At 61.4% G+C, this 14808-nt stretch carries 14 protein-coding genes; 10 read left to right on the top strand and 4 right to left on the bottom strand.

Going from position 1 to position 14808, the window contains the following annotated elements:
- Positions 1-25 precede the first annotated feature (25 nt).
- On the bottom strand, positions 26-1255 hold the full coding sequence (locus FVE66_RS05960) for a pyridoxal phosphate-dependent aminotransferase (protein ID WP_151446510.1): 1230 nt from the start codon (positions 1253-1255) through the stop codon (positions 26-28).
- Between the two features lie 251 nt (positions 1256-1506).
- Here FVE66_RS05960 and FVE66_RS05955 point away from each other — a divergent pair, with 251 nt between their 5' ends.
- From FVE66_RS05955 to FVE66_RS05910, 10 genes are all read left to right on the top strand, one after another.
- Positions 1507-1890, top strand: coding sequence for an Mth938-like domain-containing protein (locus FVE66_RS05955; RefSeq protein ID WP_151446509.1), 384 nt, complete (start codon positions 1507-1509; stop codon positions 1888-1890).
- A complete protein-coding gene (locus tag FVE66_RS05950) occupies positions 1887-3566 on the top strand; it encodes a glycosyltransferase family 39 protein (RefSeq protein WP_151446508.1) in 1680 nt (559 codons plus the stop codon). Before FVE66_RS05955 ends, FVE66_RS05950 begins: the two co-directional genes overlap by 4 nt.
- Positions 3563-3934 carry an EamA family transporter gene (locus FVE66_RS05945; protein WP_151446507.1) on the top strand — a complete coding sequence of 124 codons (372 nt, stop codon included), beginning with the start codon at positions 3563-3565 and terminating at the stop codon, positions 3932-3934. The genes FVE66_RS05950 and FVE66_RS05945 overlap by 4 nt, the downstream gene beginning before the upstream one ends.
- A gap of 73 nt (positions 3935-4007) precedes the next feature.
- Positions 4008-5129 carry a DegT/DnrJ/EryC1/StrS family aminotransferase gene (locus tag FVE66_RS05940; protein ID WP_151446506.1) on the top strand — a complete coding sequence of 374 codons (1122 nt, stop codon included), beginning with the start codon at positions 4008-4010 and terminating at the stop codon, positions 5127-5129.
- 13 nt (positions 5130-5142) lie between these two features.
- Complete coding sequence (locus tag FVE66_RS05935; RefSeq protein ID WP_151446505.1) at positions 5143-6123, top strand: glycosyltransferase; 981 nt, start codon at positions 5143-5145, stop codon at positions 6121-6123.
- Positions 6123-7034 carry a formyltransferase gene (locus FVE66_RS05930; RefSeq protein ID WP_151446504.1) on the top strand — a complete coding sequence of 304 codons (912 nt, stop codon included), beginning with the start codon at positions 6123-6125 and terminating at the stop codon, positions 7032-7034. The genes FVE66_RS05935 and FVE66_RS05930 overlap by 1 nt, the downstream gene beginning before the upstream one ends.
- Before the next feature lie 71 nt (positions 7035-7105).
- Positions 7106-8161, top strand: coding sequence for a bifunctional UDP-4-keto-pentose/UDP-xylose synthase (locus tag FVE66_RS05925; protein WP_151446503.1), 1056 nt, complete (start codon positions 7106-7108; stop codon positions 8159-8161).
- 8 nt (positions 8162-8169) lie between these two features.
- The gene (locus FVE66_RS05920) at positions 8170-9105 is read left to right on the top strand and encodes a polysaccharide deacetylase family protein (protein ID WP_151446502.1); all 936 of its coding nucleotides are present in this window, start codon (positions 8170-8172) and stop codon (positions 9103-9105) included.
- Positions 9106-9152: 47 nt separating this feature from the next.
- A complete protein-coding gene (locus FVE66_RS05915; RefSeq protein ID WP_151446501.1) occupies positions 9153-9626 on the top strand; it encodes a peroxiredoxin in 474 nt (157 codons plus the stop codon).
- 183 nt (positions 9627-9809) lie between these two features.
- Positions 9810-11540 carry a PhoH family protein gene (locus FVE66_RS05910; protein ID WP_194164356.1) on the top strand — a complete coding sequence of 577 codons (1731 nt, stop codon included), beginning with the start codon at positions 9810-9812 and terminating at the stop codon, positions 11538-11540.
- Positions 11541-11693: 153 nt separating this feature from the next.
- Here FVE66_RS05910 and FVE66_RS05905 read toward each other — a convergent pair whose 3' ends face one another.
- Genes FVE66_RS05905 through FVE66_RS05895 form a run of 3 tightly spaced genes read right to left on the bottom strand, consistent with a single transcriptional unit; the run spans position 11694 to position 14772 of the window.
- The gene (locus tag FVE66_RS05905; protein WP_151446500.1) at positions 11694-12704 is read right to left on the bottom strand and encodes an inorganic phosphate transporter; all 1011 of its coding nucleotides are present in this window, start codon (positions 12702-12704) and stop codon (positions 11694-11696) included.
- Positions 12705-12727: 23 nt separating this feature from the next.
- Positions 12728-13354 (bottom strand): DUF47 domain-containing protein, encoded by a 627-nt coding sequence (locus tag FVE66_RS05900; protein ID WP_151446499.1) that lies wholly within the window; start codon positions 13352-13354, stop codon positions 12728-12730.
- A gap of 29 nt (positions 13355-13383) precedes the next feature.
- The gene (locus tag FVE66_RS05895; RefSeq protein WP_151446498.1) at positions 13384-14772 is read right to left on the bottom strand and encodes a replicative DNA helicase; all 1389 of its coding nucleotides are present in this window, start codon (positions 14770-14772) and stop codon (positions 13384-13386) included.
- Between the last annotated feature and the right edge of the window lie 36 nt (positions 14773-14808).

Genomic DNA, 14808 nt, shown 5'->3' with positions numbered 1-14808 from the left:
ATTCTTGTGTCGAAATGGGACGGCGTCAGGCATTGCCATTGCGCCGGCGATAACGGTCGAGGAAGCGGGCAATGCGCCCGACTGCCACGGCCAGGTCATCGGTATTGGGCAGGAATACCAGGCGGAAATGATCGGTGGTCGGGCAATTGAATCCGGTTCCCTGCACGATCAGGACGCGTTCTTCGTCCAGCAGTTCGTAAGCGAACTGCTGGTCGTCCGCGATGGGATACATCTTCGGATCCAGCCGCGGGAACATGTAGAGGGCCGATTTCGGCTTGACGCAGGTCACGCCCGGAATGTCGGTCAGCATCCGGTGCGCCAGGTCGCGCTGCCGGGTCAGCCTACCGGTCGGGGAAATCAGGTCGTTGATGGTCTGATAACCGCCGAGCGCGGTCTGGATCGCAAACTGGCCGGGCGCGTTGGCGCACAGGCGCATCGAGGCCAGCATGTTCAGGCCCTCGATGTAATCCTTGGCGTGGCGCTTTTCGCCCGACACCACCATCCATCCGGCGCGGTAGCCGCAGGCGCGGTAATTCTTGGACAAGCCGTTGAACGTGATGAACAGCACGTCGTCAGCCAGCGATGCCATCGAGGTATGCGTGTTGCCGTCGTAAAGCACCTTGTCGTAGATCTCGTCGGCGAACACGACCAGCTGATGCTGGCGCGCCAGCTCGACGATCTGCTCCAGCAACTCGTCCGGATACAGCGCGCCGGTCGGGTTGTTCGGGTTGATCACCACGATCGCCTTGGTATTGCTGGTGATCTTTTTCCGGATGTCGTCGATGTCCGGATACCACTCCGCCTGCTCGTCGCAGGCATAGTGCACCGGCCTGCCGCCGGACAGGCTGACCGCGGCCGTCCACAGCGGATAGTCGGGCGCCGGAACCAGCACTTCGTCGCCAGTATTGAGCAGCGCATTCATGCTCATCACGATCAGCTCCGAGGCGCCATTGCCAAGGTAGACGTCGTCGATCGTCACGCCCGCAACGTTCTTCTCCTGCGAGTACTGCATGATCGCCTTGCGCGGGGCGAACAGGCCTTTGGAGTCGGTGTAGCCGGAGGCGTTGCCAAGGTTGCGGATCATGTCCTGCACGATCTCGTCCGGCGGCTCGAAGCCGAACACGGCAAGGTTGCCGATGTTGAGCTTGATGATTTTCTGGCCATCTTCTTCCATCTGCCTGGCCTTCTCGAGCACAGGTCCGCGAATGTCGTAGCAGACGTCAGCAAGCTTATTCGATTTCTGGATGGGTCGCACGGGGTGATACCTCTATGATGGCGCGCCTGCACCCATTCGGAAAGCGGGGCAGATGTTGCAGCGCGAGAAGCCTTCCATTGTGCCGAATGCGACCGGTTTTATCAATCGGTAAGCTTCGAATGAGAGTGGAAAAGGTACAATGCCGGGTGTTTTCGGGAGCCTCGCCGGGCCTGCGCGACAGGCACTCCGCCTGCGACGACAGGCCCGGCCTCGCGACCCGCGCGGCTCCCCCGACCCAACAGAGCACCCTGATGAAGCTACACGCAAACAATACACAGAAGTACCAGACCATCACCGCATACGACGAAAGCGGCGTCGAAATCAACGCTGTCCGCTTCAATCACAGCCTGGTCGTCCTGCCCGAAACGCCCCCGGTGGCGTGGCCGGTGTCGTCTTTCGACGAACTGGCGCCGGCGCATTTCGAAGCAATCCAGGCGATGCAACCGCAAGTCGTGATCCTTGGCACCGGCAACACGCAACGTTTCGTGCACCCGCGCCTGGTGTCTGCGCTCACCGCCGTCCATGTCGGCGTCGAGTCCATGGACAACCATGCCGCATGCCGGACCTACAACATCCTGATGGCCGAAGGCCGCAAGGTTGCGTTGGCGCTGATCATCGGGAACCAGGCAGCATGACGGCCGCATTTCCGTCGAAGCGGCTGGTATGGACGCTGTTGCTCCTGTTCCTCGCCTCCTGGCTCTACATGCTGGGCGCCCGTACGCTGGTCCCGACCGACGAAGGCCGCTACGCCGAGATGGCGCGCGAAATGCTGGCGACCAATGACTGGATCACGCCGCGCCTGAACGGCATCAAATACTTCGAAAAGCCGCCGCTGCAGAACTGGATGAACGCCCTCACCTTTGCCGCCTTCGGCCTTGGCGAATGGCAGGCCCGCCTGTGGACCGGCTTGTGCGGCTTGCTGGGCATAGGCCTGGTGGCGTACACCGGCCGCCGCATTTTCGATGCCCGCACCGGCTTTTATGCCGGGGTGATCCTCGCCTCTTCGTTCTTCTGGGCTGCGCTGTCGCACGTCAACACGCTCGACATGGGCCTGGCCGGCATGATGACGATTTCGCTGTGCGCCCTGCTGCTGGCGCAGCGTGAAGATGCGGATCGACGCGCGCGACGCAACTGGATGCTGGTGTGCTGGGCCGGCATGGCGCTGGCGGTGCTCTCGAAAGGGCTGATCGGCATCGTCCTGCCCGGCGGTGTGCTGGTCGCCTACACCCTGGTACAACGTGATTTCGGGCTCTGGACCCGGCTGCATCTCGGGGCCGGCTTGCTGGTGTTCTTCGCCATCACCACGCCGTGGTTCGTGCTGGTTTCACTGCAAAATCCGGAATTCCCGCATTTCTTCTTCATCCACGAGCACCTGCAGCGCTTCACCAGCAAGGTGCACAACCGCGCCGGCCCCTGGTACTACTTCATCCCTATCCTGGCGCTGGGCATACTGCCGTGGCTGGGAGTGATTTTCCAGGGCTTGCTGCACGGCTGGCGCCAGCAGCCGGAGGGGCGCTTCAACCCCAACCGCATGCTGCTGCTATGGGCGGTGGTCATTTTTGCATTTTTCAGCGTGTCAGGCTCCAAGCTGCCCTCGTACATCATCCCGATATTCCCGGCCCTGGCCTTGCTGATCGGCGGCTACCTGAACCGTGCCGGCACCCGGCCGGTCATGGCCGCCGCCGGACTGGTGCTGCTGCTGTGCGCCGTCGGGCTGGCCTTCGTTCCCCGTATCGCCCTGATGGGCAGCGAGGAATGGGAAAAGCCCTTGTACCAGGGATACGCCTGGTGGGTCGCCGCCGGCGCAATCATCGGCTTGCTCGGCAGCATTTACTCGCTGCTGCTGGCCAGGCGCCGCAACGACTACGCAATGGTGGCGCTGGCTGTCGCCGGCTACCTTGCCGGCCAGGTCATCATGCTCGGGCATGAGCCGCTCGGCCGCTATGCAGCGGGCATCGCCCATGTGCCCGCATTGCAGGCGGAACTCGCGCCCGACACGACGCTGTACTCGGTGGGTCGTTACGAACAGGCCTTGCCCTTCTACCTGCAACGCACGCTGACACTGGTCGAACACGCTGACGAGATGGCTTTCGGCCTTGGGCAGGAGCCGCATCGCTGGGTACCGACCCGGGCCGAATTCGTCCAGCGCTGGCGCGCCGCCCATGCTGCCAACAGGAAGGAAATCGCAATCATGTCCCCAACAGTCTACCGCGCCATGCTGGAACAGAAGCTGCCGATGCGCGTCATCGGCCAGGATCCGCGCCGGGTGATCGTCACCAACCAGCCGGCAGCGGCAGGAAACAGGCAATGACCCTCACCACCTTCGGTTTCATTTTTGTCGGCATCTGCCTGAATGCCGTGGCCCAATTGCTGCTGAAAGCGGGCACGAATGCGGTCGGGGCGATCCACCTCAACGCGGAAAACTGGATCCCCACCGGCATCAAGCTGGCAACGCAGTTGCCCATCATCGGCGGGCTGACCTGCTACGTGATTTCGGTGGTGGTCTGGATCATCGGCCTGTCGCGCGTCGACGTCACGATCGCCTATCCGCTGCTGTCACTGGGCTACATCATCAATGCCATCGGCGCCTGGTATTTCCTGGGCGAAGCGATTTCGCTGCAGCGCATGCTGGCGATCGGCGTGATCATCATCGGAGTTTTCCTGCTGGCCCGCAGCTGATCCATCCGTGCCATGCACCGATTGAACCGACCCGCAAATTGCCGGTCAGTCCTGATAACAACATTACTTGAACATGAACCTTCCTTTCCTGCCCTTTGCCAAGCCGACCATAGACGAAGCGACCATTGCCGACGTAGCCCAGGTGCTGCGCTCGGGCTGGATTACCAGCGGCCCCAAGGTGCAGGCGTTCGAGGCGGCGCTGTCGGAATACTTCGGCGGGCGACCGGTGCGGACCTTCAATTCCGGCACCTGCACGATGGAAATCGCGCTGCGCATAGCCGGCATTGGCCCGGGCGATGAAGTCATCACCACGCCGATCAGCTGGGTGGCAACCGCCAACGTCATCCTTGAAGTGGGCGCCACCCCGGTGTTTGCCGATATCGACCCGGTCACGCGCAACATCGATCTCGACAAGCTCGAGGCCGCGATCACGCCCCGCACGCGCGCCATCATCCCGGTCTACCTGGCGGGCCTGCCGGTCGACATGGACCGGCTGTACCAGATCGCCGGCAAGCACAATTTGCGCGTGGTGGAAGATGCGGCCCAGGCCATCGGCTCGACATGGAAGGAGCAACGAATCGGATCCTTCGGGGACCTGGTGTCATTCAGCTTCCAGGCCAACAAGAACATCACCTCGTCCGAAGGCGGATGCCTGGTGATGAACAATGCCGACGAAGCCAGGCTGGCGGAAAAATATCGCCTGCAGGGCGTGACCCGCAGCGGCATGGACGGCATCGATGTCGACGTGCTGGGTGGAAAATTCAACATGACCGACATTGCCGCCGCGATCGGCCTGGGGCAGTTTGCCCACCTCGACGCCGTCACTCGCCGCCGCAAGGCGCTGGCGGTCCGGTATTTCGACTTGTTCGGCCCCGATTTCGAGCAGTCCACCGGCGCCCAGCTGCCGCCGCGCGAGCTGCAGGACTCCAACTGGCACATGTTCCAGCTGGTGCTGCCCGAACGGATAAAACGCGCCGATTTCATGTCAAGGATGATGGAGCTGAACATCGGGATCGGCTACCACTACCCGGCAATCCACCTGTTCACGCTGTACCGGGAGCGCGGCTATCGGGAAGGCCTGTGCCCGATCGCAGAACGGGTCGGACGCCAGATCGTGTCGCTACCGATGTTTGCCACCATGCAGGACAGCGATGTGGACCGCGCCGTCGACGCGGTAAAATCGGTACTTCAGTGAAATCAGCACTATCATGAAACCCGAAATTTCCGTTGTCATTCCGGTCTATAACGAAGAAGCTGGCCTGGCCAAGCTGTTCGACCGGCTTTATCCCGCGCTGGACGCCCTCAACACGCCGTACGAAGTCATTTTCGTCAACGACGGCAGCCGTGACCGCTCATCGCAGATCCTTTCCGAGCAGTTCCGCCGCCGCCCCGATGTGACCCGGGTGGTGCTGTTCAACGGGAACTTCGGCCAGCACATGGCGATCCTGGCCGGCTTCGAACAGACCCGCGGCGATATCGTGATCACGCTCGACGCCGACCTGCAGAATCCGCCCGAGGAAATCCATCTGCTGATCGCCAAGATGCGCGAAGGCTACGATTATGTCGGCTCGATCCGGCGCGACCGGCAGGACTCTGCCTGGCGCACCCATGCGTCGAAGCTGATGAACCGGCTGCGCGAACGCATCACCCATATCAAGATGACAGACCAGGGCAACATGCTGCGCGCCTACGGCCGTAACGTGGTCGACCTGATCAACCAGTGCCAGGAAGTCAACACCTTCATTCCGGCCCTGGCCTATACCTTCTCGCGCAACCCGACCGAGGTCCTGGTCGAGCACGAAGAGCGCTCGGCTGGAGAATCGAAATATTCGCTATACAGCCTGGTGCGCCTGAACTTCGACCTGGTGACGGGTTTTTCGCTGATGCCGCTGCAGTTTTTCTCGTTGATCGGCATGGCGCTGTCCTTCGTTTCAGCAGCACTGTTCATCCTGCTGCTGGTGCGGCGCTTCATCATCGGCGCAGAAGTCGAGGGCGTATTCACCCTGTTCGCCATCAATTTCTTTCTGATGGGCGTGATCTTGTTCGGCATCGGCCTGGTCGGCGAGTACGTCGGCCGCATCTACATGCAGGTCCGGGGCCGGCCGCGCTACGTGATCCAGGCGGTGCTGGAACAGTCTGCCGAACCGGTCGCACGGGCGCCGCGGACGGCGCTGGAGCGCCAGTCCTGATGCGGGCCGTCGTATTTGCCTATCACAACGTCGGGGTCCGTTGCCTGAAGGTGTTGCTGGCGCGCGGGGTCGAGGTCGCCCTCGTCGTCACCCACCGGGACAATCCGGCCGAGACCATCTGGTTCGATTCGGTGGCATCGGTCTGCGAAGAGCAGGGACTGCCCTTCGTCACCCCCGACAGCCCTGCGGAACCGGCACTACGGGAGCGGATCGCAGCGATCGCGCCGGATTTCATCTTCAGCTTTTACTACCGCCACATGATCCCGGCAGGCCTGCTGGAGCTGGCCAGGTCGGGCGCATTCAACATGCACGGGTCACTGCTGCCGAAATACCGTGGCCGCGTGCCGACCAACTGGGCGGTCCTCCACGGCGAAACCGAGACCGGCGCCACACTGCATGAAATGACGGCCAAGCCGGACGCCGGCGCCATCATCGGCCAGACCGCAGTGCCGATCCTTCCCGACGATACGGCATACGAAGTATTCGGCAAGTGCACCGTCGCTGCCGAACAGACGCTGTGGCAAGCGCTGCCGCTGCTGCTTGCCGGACACGCTCCCCGCCTTCCCAACGATCTCTCGCAGGGCAGCTATTTCAGCGGCCGCAAGCCGGAGGATGGCAGGATCGACTGGAGCCAGCCGGCGCGCAATGTCTACAACCTGCATCGCGCTGTCGCCCCGCCCTACCCTGGCGCTTTCACCAGCGTAAATGGCCACACTTACGTGATCGGACGCGCCCGGCTCGCCCCTCGGCCGATGCCCGATTTGCCGCCGGGCTTGGCTGTAGTGGATAATTCGATATTCGGCGTGTGCGGCGACGGTCGCGCACTTGCCATCCAGCAGTTGCTGGAAAATGACGCGCCTGTCCTGCCGTCGACACTGGCCCAGGTTCTGGGCGCCGCGCCAGCGCGCTGAAAGCGCGCCGCCTCCCGCGCCCGGCACACAGGACAGGCAAGGGCAAGAATAACCATCACCACCCTCTCAACATGAAAAAAGTCCTCATTCTCGGCGTCAACGGCTTCATCGGCCACCACCTGTCAAAGCGCATCCTCGATACCACCGACTGGCATGTGTACGGCATGGACATGATGACCGACCGCATCAACGACCTGCTCGACAACGAGGCTTACAAGTCGCGCATGCACTTCTTCGAAGGCGACATCACGATCAACAAGGAATGGGTCGAGTACCACGTCAAGAAGTGCGACGTGATCCTGCCGCTGGTCGCGATCGCCACCCCGTCGACCTATGTGAAGAAGCCTTTGCGCGTGTTCGAGCTGGACTTCGAGGCAAACCTGCCGATCGTGCGCTCCGCCGCCAAGTACGGCAAGCACCTGGTATTCCCGTCGACCTCCGAGGTGTACGGGATGTGCCATGACGACGAATTCGATCCCGAGCAATCGGAACTGATTTGCGGCCCGATCAATAAGCCACGCTGGATCTACTCCTGCGCCAAGCAACTGATGGACCGGGTGATCTGGGGTTACGGCATGGAAGACAACCTCAACTTCACCCTGTTCCGCCCGTTCAACTGGATTGGCGCCGGTCTCGATTCGATCCATACGCCGAAGGAAGGCAGCTCGCGCGTCGTGACCCAGTTCTTCGGCCACATCGTGCGCGGTGAAAACATCTCGTTGGTGGACGGCGGCAGCCAGAAGCGCGCCTTCACCTACATCGACGACGGTATCGACGCGCTGATCAAGATCATCGCCAACAAGGACGGGGTCGCCAGCGGCAAGATCTACAACATCGGCAATCCGAGCAACAATTTCTCGATCCGCGAACTGGCGCAGATGATGCTGGACCTCGCTGCCCAGTATCCGGAATATGCCGAATCGGCGCGCAATGTGAAGCTGCTCGAGACCACCTCCGATGCCTACTATGGCCGCGGCTACCAGGACGTGCAGAATCGCGTGCCGAAGATCACCAATACTTGCGAAGAACTGGACTGGATGCCCACCACCGGCATGCCCGATACGCTCCGGAAAATCTTCGATGCTTATCGCAGCCAGGTGATCGAAGCTCGCGCACTGATGGACTGAGCGCAGCCGTGCCGCTGCTCGTCCTGAAAATCGATGTCGACACCTTTCGCGGCACGCTGGAAGGCGTGCCGAACCTGGTGCGCTTGCTGCGCCAGCACCAGGCGCAGGCAACCTTCCTGTTTTCGCTCGGTCCCGACCACACCGGATGGGCCCTGCGACGGGCCTTCCGGCCCGGATTTTTCAGCAAGGTATCCCGCACCTCGGTGGTCGAGCATTACGGCCTGAAGACGCTTTCATATGGCGTCTTGCTGCCCGCCCCTGATATCGGCAAGCGTTGCGCCACCGAAATGCGCGCAGTGCGCGACGCCGGCTTCGAGTGCGGCGTCCACACCTGGGACCACGTAGTCTGGCAGGACCATGTGCGCAACCGCGACCAGCCCTGGACCGCGGCACAGATGCAGAAAAGCTGGCAGCGCTACACCGAGATATTTGGCGAAGCGCCGCGCACCCATGGCGCTGCCGGCTGGCAGATGAACCAGCATGCCTTCGCGCAACTGGATGCCTTCGGCCTTGAATACGCATCCGACGGCCGCGAAATGCTGGACCAGGATGGCCGGCTGACGCGTCCGGACGCCGGTCCATACCGGCTGCAGGCAAACGGCACCCGGCTCGACTGCGTGCAGATGCCAACCACACTACCCACGCTCGATGAACTGCTGGGTCGCACTGTCGCCGGCACCGAACTCACTCGTGACAAGGTTGCCGACTTCCTGCTCGACCTGACCGCCGCGCCGCGCGACCACGTCTACACTTTGCACGCGGAACTTGAAGGGCAGAAACTCGCCCCCATCTTCGACAAGTTGCTCGCCGGCTGGAGAGCACAGGGTTACACGCTGGCGTCGATGGAGCAATACCACCGTTCGCTCGCCATCGATGCCCTGCCGCTGCGGCCGCTGCAATGGGGCGAATTGCCCGGAAGATCCGGTGAGCTGGTAGTTGCCTGAAGTCGGCGGTACCAGCCCCTGAAAAGAACAGAACAAGGAGCAATATCTTGCCGAGCCATCCCACCCTCAATGAACCGGTGCCCGATTTTTCGGCGCCAATGACCGGAGACCAGACCTTCACACTCTCTGCCTGGCGCGGAAAGAACCTGGTCCTTTTCTTCTATCCGAAGGACAACACGCCCGGTTGCACCACCGAAAGCATGCGCTTTCGCGACCTGCACCCCGATTTCCTGAAAGCGAACACCGAAGTGTTCGGCATCAGCCGCGACAGCCTGCGCTCCCATGAAGGCTTCAAGGCCAAGCTGGAAATGCCTTTCGATCTGATTTCCGACGCCGACGAAGCTGTTTGCACACTCTTCGATGTCATGAAAATGAAAAGCATGTATGGCAAGAAAGTGCGCGGCGTCGAACGCTCGACATTTGTGATTGACGCTTCCGGCACATTGGTGAAAGAATGGCGTGGAGTGAAAGTCCCCGGGCATGTAGACGAAGTGCTCGAGTTTGCGAGATCGATCGCCTGAGATAGCGACTCTTCTTTGATTTCAAATAGAAATTCCTTCGAGAAGCCGTTTATGGAAAAGGAAGCCATCCTTTCCATCAAACGGCTTTTTGCATTGTGCCGTGCGCTCTACCGTAGTCCCACCTGTACTTCCGCAACAGCCTGGCGCCGGCGCCACCCCAGGCAAACCTAGATCGAGGAACTGATGCCCCTGCCAAAAATCCCCGCCAAGCCTGCAGTCATTCTCACCCCGAGCGAGTATCCGAAGGCGGAAAAAGGCAAGCCGGTCAAACCCAAGCTCAGCATGATCGACAGCGCGCCGCGAGTGCGCCCCGCAACAGCGGTCGCCGTGCCGCCAGCGCCAGCACCCGTAGTTGCCGCCGCCCCGGCACCGGTGAGCGCACCTGCACCAGCAGCCCGCGGCAAATCCGCAGAGGCACCGGTTGCCGCGCTGCTGACCAGCGCGAAACCGAAAAAGCCGGTGGACACGCACGTGAAATCCAGCGTCAGCCGTGCCGCCGATCGCACCGGCAAGACCAAGCTGTTCGTGCTCGATACCAACGTCCTGATGCACGATCCGTCATCGCTGTTCCGCTTCGAGGAACACGACGTCTACCTGCCGATGATGACGCTGGAAGAACTGGACAACCACAAGAAGGGCATGTCCGAAGTCGCCCGCAATGCGCGCCAGGTGTCGCGCAGCCTGGACGCACTGGTCGCCGACATCGACGACAAGCAGATCGACAGCGGCATTCCGCTGTCGAAGCTGGGCAACAAGGATGCGCGCGGCTGCCTGTTCTTCCAGACCAGCCTGCAACCCGGTGAATTGCCCGAGGGGCTGCCACAAGGCAAGGCAGACAACCAGATACTTGCCGTGGTACGCGCACTGCAAGCCCAGCACCCCGATCGTGCGGTCGTGCTGGTGTCGAAAGACATCAACATGCGCATCAAGGCGCGCGCGATGGCGCTGCCGGCAGAGGAATACTTCAACGACCATGTGCTGGAAGACACGGACCTGCTGTATTCCGGCATCCTGCAGTTGCCGAACGATTTCTGGAACAAGCACGGCAAGGGAATGGAATCGTGGCAGGAGACCCGCAACGGCGCCGGCTACACCTATTACCGCGTGACCGGCCCGCTGGTTGCCACCATGCTGGTCAACCAGTTCGTATTCCAGGAACCGGGCGCTGGCGAGCCCTCATTCTATGGCCAGGTCACCCAGATCAACGGCAAGACCGCGGTCATCCGCACCTTGCGCGACTACACCCATGCCCGCAACAACGTGTGGGGCGTGACGGCCCGCAATCGCGAGCAAAATTTTGCGCTGAACCTGCTGATGGATCCCGAGTGCGACTTCGTCACGCTGCTCGGCCAGGCCGGCACCGGCAAGACCCTGCTGGCACTGGCCGCTGGCCTGGCGCAGGTGCTGGAGACGAAGCTCTACAACGAGATCATCGTTACCCGCGTCACGGTCCCGGTCGGCGAGGACATCGGTTTCCTGCCTGGCACCGAAGAAGAGAAAATGTCGCCATGGATGGGGGCGTTCGACGACAACCTCGAAGTGCTGAACAAGTCCGACTCCGATGCCGGCGACTGGGGCCGCGCCGCGACCCAGGACCTGATCCGCTCGCGCATCAAGATCAAGTCGCTCAACTTCATGCGCGGCCGCACCTTCGTCAACCGCTACCTGATCGTCGACGAAGCCCAGAACCTGACGCCCAAGCAGATGAAAACCCTGGTCACGCGTGCCGGCCCGGGAACCAAGATCGTCTGCCTGGGTAACATCGCGCAGATCGACACGCCGTACCTGACCGAAGGGTCCAGCGGGCTGACCTATGTGGTGGATCGCTTCAAGGGCTGGGCGCATTCAGGCCACATCACCCTGGCACGCGGCGAACGCTCGCGGCTGGCAGATCATGCGAGCGACGTGCTCTGACGGCGTACCCTGATTGATCCACGCACATGGGCCATCCCTTCGTCGGGATGGCCCATGGCTATCTTGATGGTCATGCCATCCTTGCCCAAGTGGTGGTTTTGCACTTCCACCTTTGGCGCAATGATGTCGCAGGCCTGAGCGCGCCTGCCGGTCTCAGAACACCTTGGTGCCGATCCACCACGCAATCGCCGCCATGAAGGCCGATGCCGGAATGGTGAACACCCAGGCCCAGACGATATTGCCGGCCACGCCCCAGCGCACGGCAGAGGTCTTCCTGGAGGCGCCGACACCAACGATGGCGCCGGTAATGGTATGCGTAGTCGACACCGGGATCCCGAGCGCGGTTGCCACGAACAGCGTGATCGCCCCCCCCGTCTCGGCGCAAAACCCGCCGACCGGCTTGAGCTTGGTAATGCGCTGCCCCATCGTCTTCACGATGCGCCAGCCGCCGAACAAGGTACCAAGGGCGATGGCCGAATAGCAACTGATCACCACCCACCACGGCGGATGCGACTCGGTATTGGCGGTATAGCCGGCGACGATCAGCAGCATCCAGATAATGCCCATGGTCTTCTGGGCATCATTGCCGCCGTGGCCCAGGCTGTACATCGACGCCGATACCAGCTGCATGCGGCGGAACCACTTGTCCACCTTGGCCGGATGAGATCGCACAAATAGCCACGACACGATCACCATCAGCATCGCCCCGAACAGGAAGCCCAGCATCGGCGACAGCACGATGAAAATGATGGTCTTGATCAGTCCGCCCGCGATCAGGGAGCCGGTGCCTCCCTTGGCCACTGCCGCGCCAACCAGGCCTCCGATCAACGCATGGGACGACGACGATGGAATACCGTAATACCAGGTGATCAGGTTCCACGCTATGGCCCCGACCAGGGCGCCAAAGATCACATGATGATCGACGATGGAAGGGTCGATCGTGCCCTTCCCCACCGTCGCCGCGACCTTCACGTGAAAAACCATGATCGCTACAAAGTTGAAGAAGGCAGCCATTGCCACCGCCTGGTGCGGCTTGAGCACGCCGGTGGAGACCACCGTCGCGATCGCGTTCGCGGCGTCATGAAAACCATTCATGAAGTCGAACAACAGCGCAAGCACAACCAGGAAAACGAGCACATAGATGCTCATCTGTAGAGTTTGCATATTCTTGTTCTTGTAGCGGTTCGTCAGGCGTTTTCGACGATGATGCCTTCGAGGATGTTGGCAACGTCCTCGCAGCGGTCGGTCACGGTTTCCAGTATTTCGTAGATGGCCTTCAGCTTGATCAGGGTGCGCACGTCCGGCTCGTCGCGGAACAGCTTGGACATGGCGGCACGCATCACATGATCGGCATCCGATTCGAGGCGGTCGATCTCTGCGCACAGGCTCAGGATCTCGCGGGCATTGTCCATGTTGCTCAACAGCCCGACCGCGGCCCGGACTTTTTCGGTGCAGGACAGGCACAACTCGGCCAGCCGCTTGGCCTCCGGCGTGATCGCCTTGATGTCATAAAGGGAAATCGTCTGGGCAGCGTCTTCCAGCAGGTCGAGGATGTCGTCCATCCGCGTGATCAGCTGATGGATGTCGTCGCGATCCAGCGGCGTGATGAAGGTCTTGTGCAGCATCTCCAGCGTATTGTGGGTGACCTTGTCGGCCTCCTTCTCTATGCTTTCGATGGCATGCACGCGCATTTCGAGGTCGTCGAAATTGGCCATCAGGGCCAGCATTTCCTTCGCCCCTTTGACGCACAGGTCGCCATGCTGCACAAACAATTCGAAAAACTTGCCCTCCGTGGGCATCAAACGTCCAAACATGATACTTCTCCCTTTGCCACACAGGATGCTCAGTCGCCCTGGTAGAGCTGGCCTGCGCTGCCTGTGTAATTGTCAAATTTTGTGTATTGTCCAAGGAAGGTAAGGCGCACCCGGCCGATCGGGCCGTTACGCTGCTTGCCGATGATGATCTCAGCGGTTCCCTTGTCCGGTGAATCCGGGTTGTAGACTTCGTCGCGGTAGATGAACAGGATGACGTCCGCATCCTGCTCGATTGCGCCGGATTCGCGCAGGTCGGACATCACGGGGCGCTTGTCGGTACGCTGCTCGAGCGAGCGGTTCAGCTGCGACAGCGCAATCACCGGGCAATGCAGTTCCTTTGCCAGTCCCTTCAGTCCACGCGATATCTCGGAGATTTCGGTGGCCCTGTTCTCGCCCGCGCTGTTGGCCGACATCAGTTGCAGGTAGTCGACAATGATCAGGCCGAGCTTGCCGCACTGGCGCGAAAGCCGCCGCGCGCGAGCCCGCAGTTCAATCGAACTCAGCGCCGGCGTCTCGTCGATGTACAGTTGGGCATCGTTCATCTTCTGGATTGCATGCGTCAGGCGCGGCCAGTCCTCGTCGGACAATTTGCCGACCCGCAGCCGGCTCTGGTCCAGCCTGCCGACCGAGCCCAGCATACGCATCGCCAGCTGGGTGCCGCCCATCTCCATCGAAAACACGGCAACTGGCAGCCCGTTGTCGATCGCGACGTTTTCACCGATGTTCAGCGAAAATGCGGTCTTGCCCATCGAGGGCCGCCCAGCGACGATGACCAGGTCGCCAGGCTGCAAACCAGACGTCATGCGGTCGAGGTCGACAAAGCCGGTTGGCACCCCGGTGATCTCGTTCTGGTTGTCACGGTTATACAGCTCGTCGATGCGCTCGACCACCTCGGTCAGCAACGGCTGGATTGCAATGAATCCCTGCGCGCCGCGCGAACCTTCTTCCGCGATCGAAAATATCTTGGCCTCGGCCTCGTCGAGCATCTGCTTGACTTCCTTGCCCTGCGGACTGAAGGCTTGCGAGGAAATCTCGTCCGAGACCGTAATCAGCTTGCGCAGCACGCCACGGTCCCGCACGATCTCGGCATAGCGGCGGATATTGGCAGCCGATGGCGTGTTCTGTGCCAGTGCGTTGAGATAAGCCAGTCCGCCGACTTCCTCCGCCTTGCCACTGTTGGTCAGTGCTTCGTAGACTGTGATGACGTCGGCCGGTCGGCCATTGTTGATGAGCTTGACCACATGCTGGAAGATGATCCGGTGGTCATAGCGATAAAAATCGTCGAGAGTGACGAAGTCAGCGATCCGGTCCCAGGCTGCATTGTCCAGCAACAGGCCGCCGATGACCGATTGCTCGGCCTCTATCGAATGCGGCGGTACACGGAGGGCTTCTAATTGCGGGTCGGCGCGGCTATTCATGGGCCGCATTATACCGTCCGGACGGTCGTCCTCCCC

Origin of the sequence: Lacisediminimonas profundi (assembly GCF_008831265.1) — a bacterium.
Lineage (GTDB): Bacteria > Pseudomonadota > Gammaproteobacteria > Burkholderiales > Burkholderiaceae_D > Lacisediminimonas > Lacisediminimonas profundi.
Note: the sequence above shows the minus strand (reverse complement) of the source record. Positions and strands in the feature narration are given on the sequence as shown.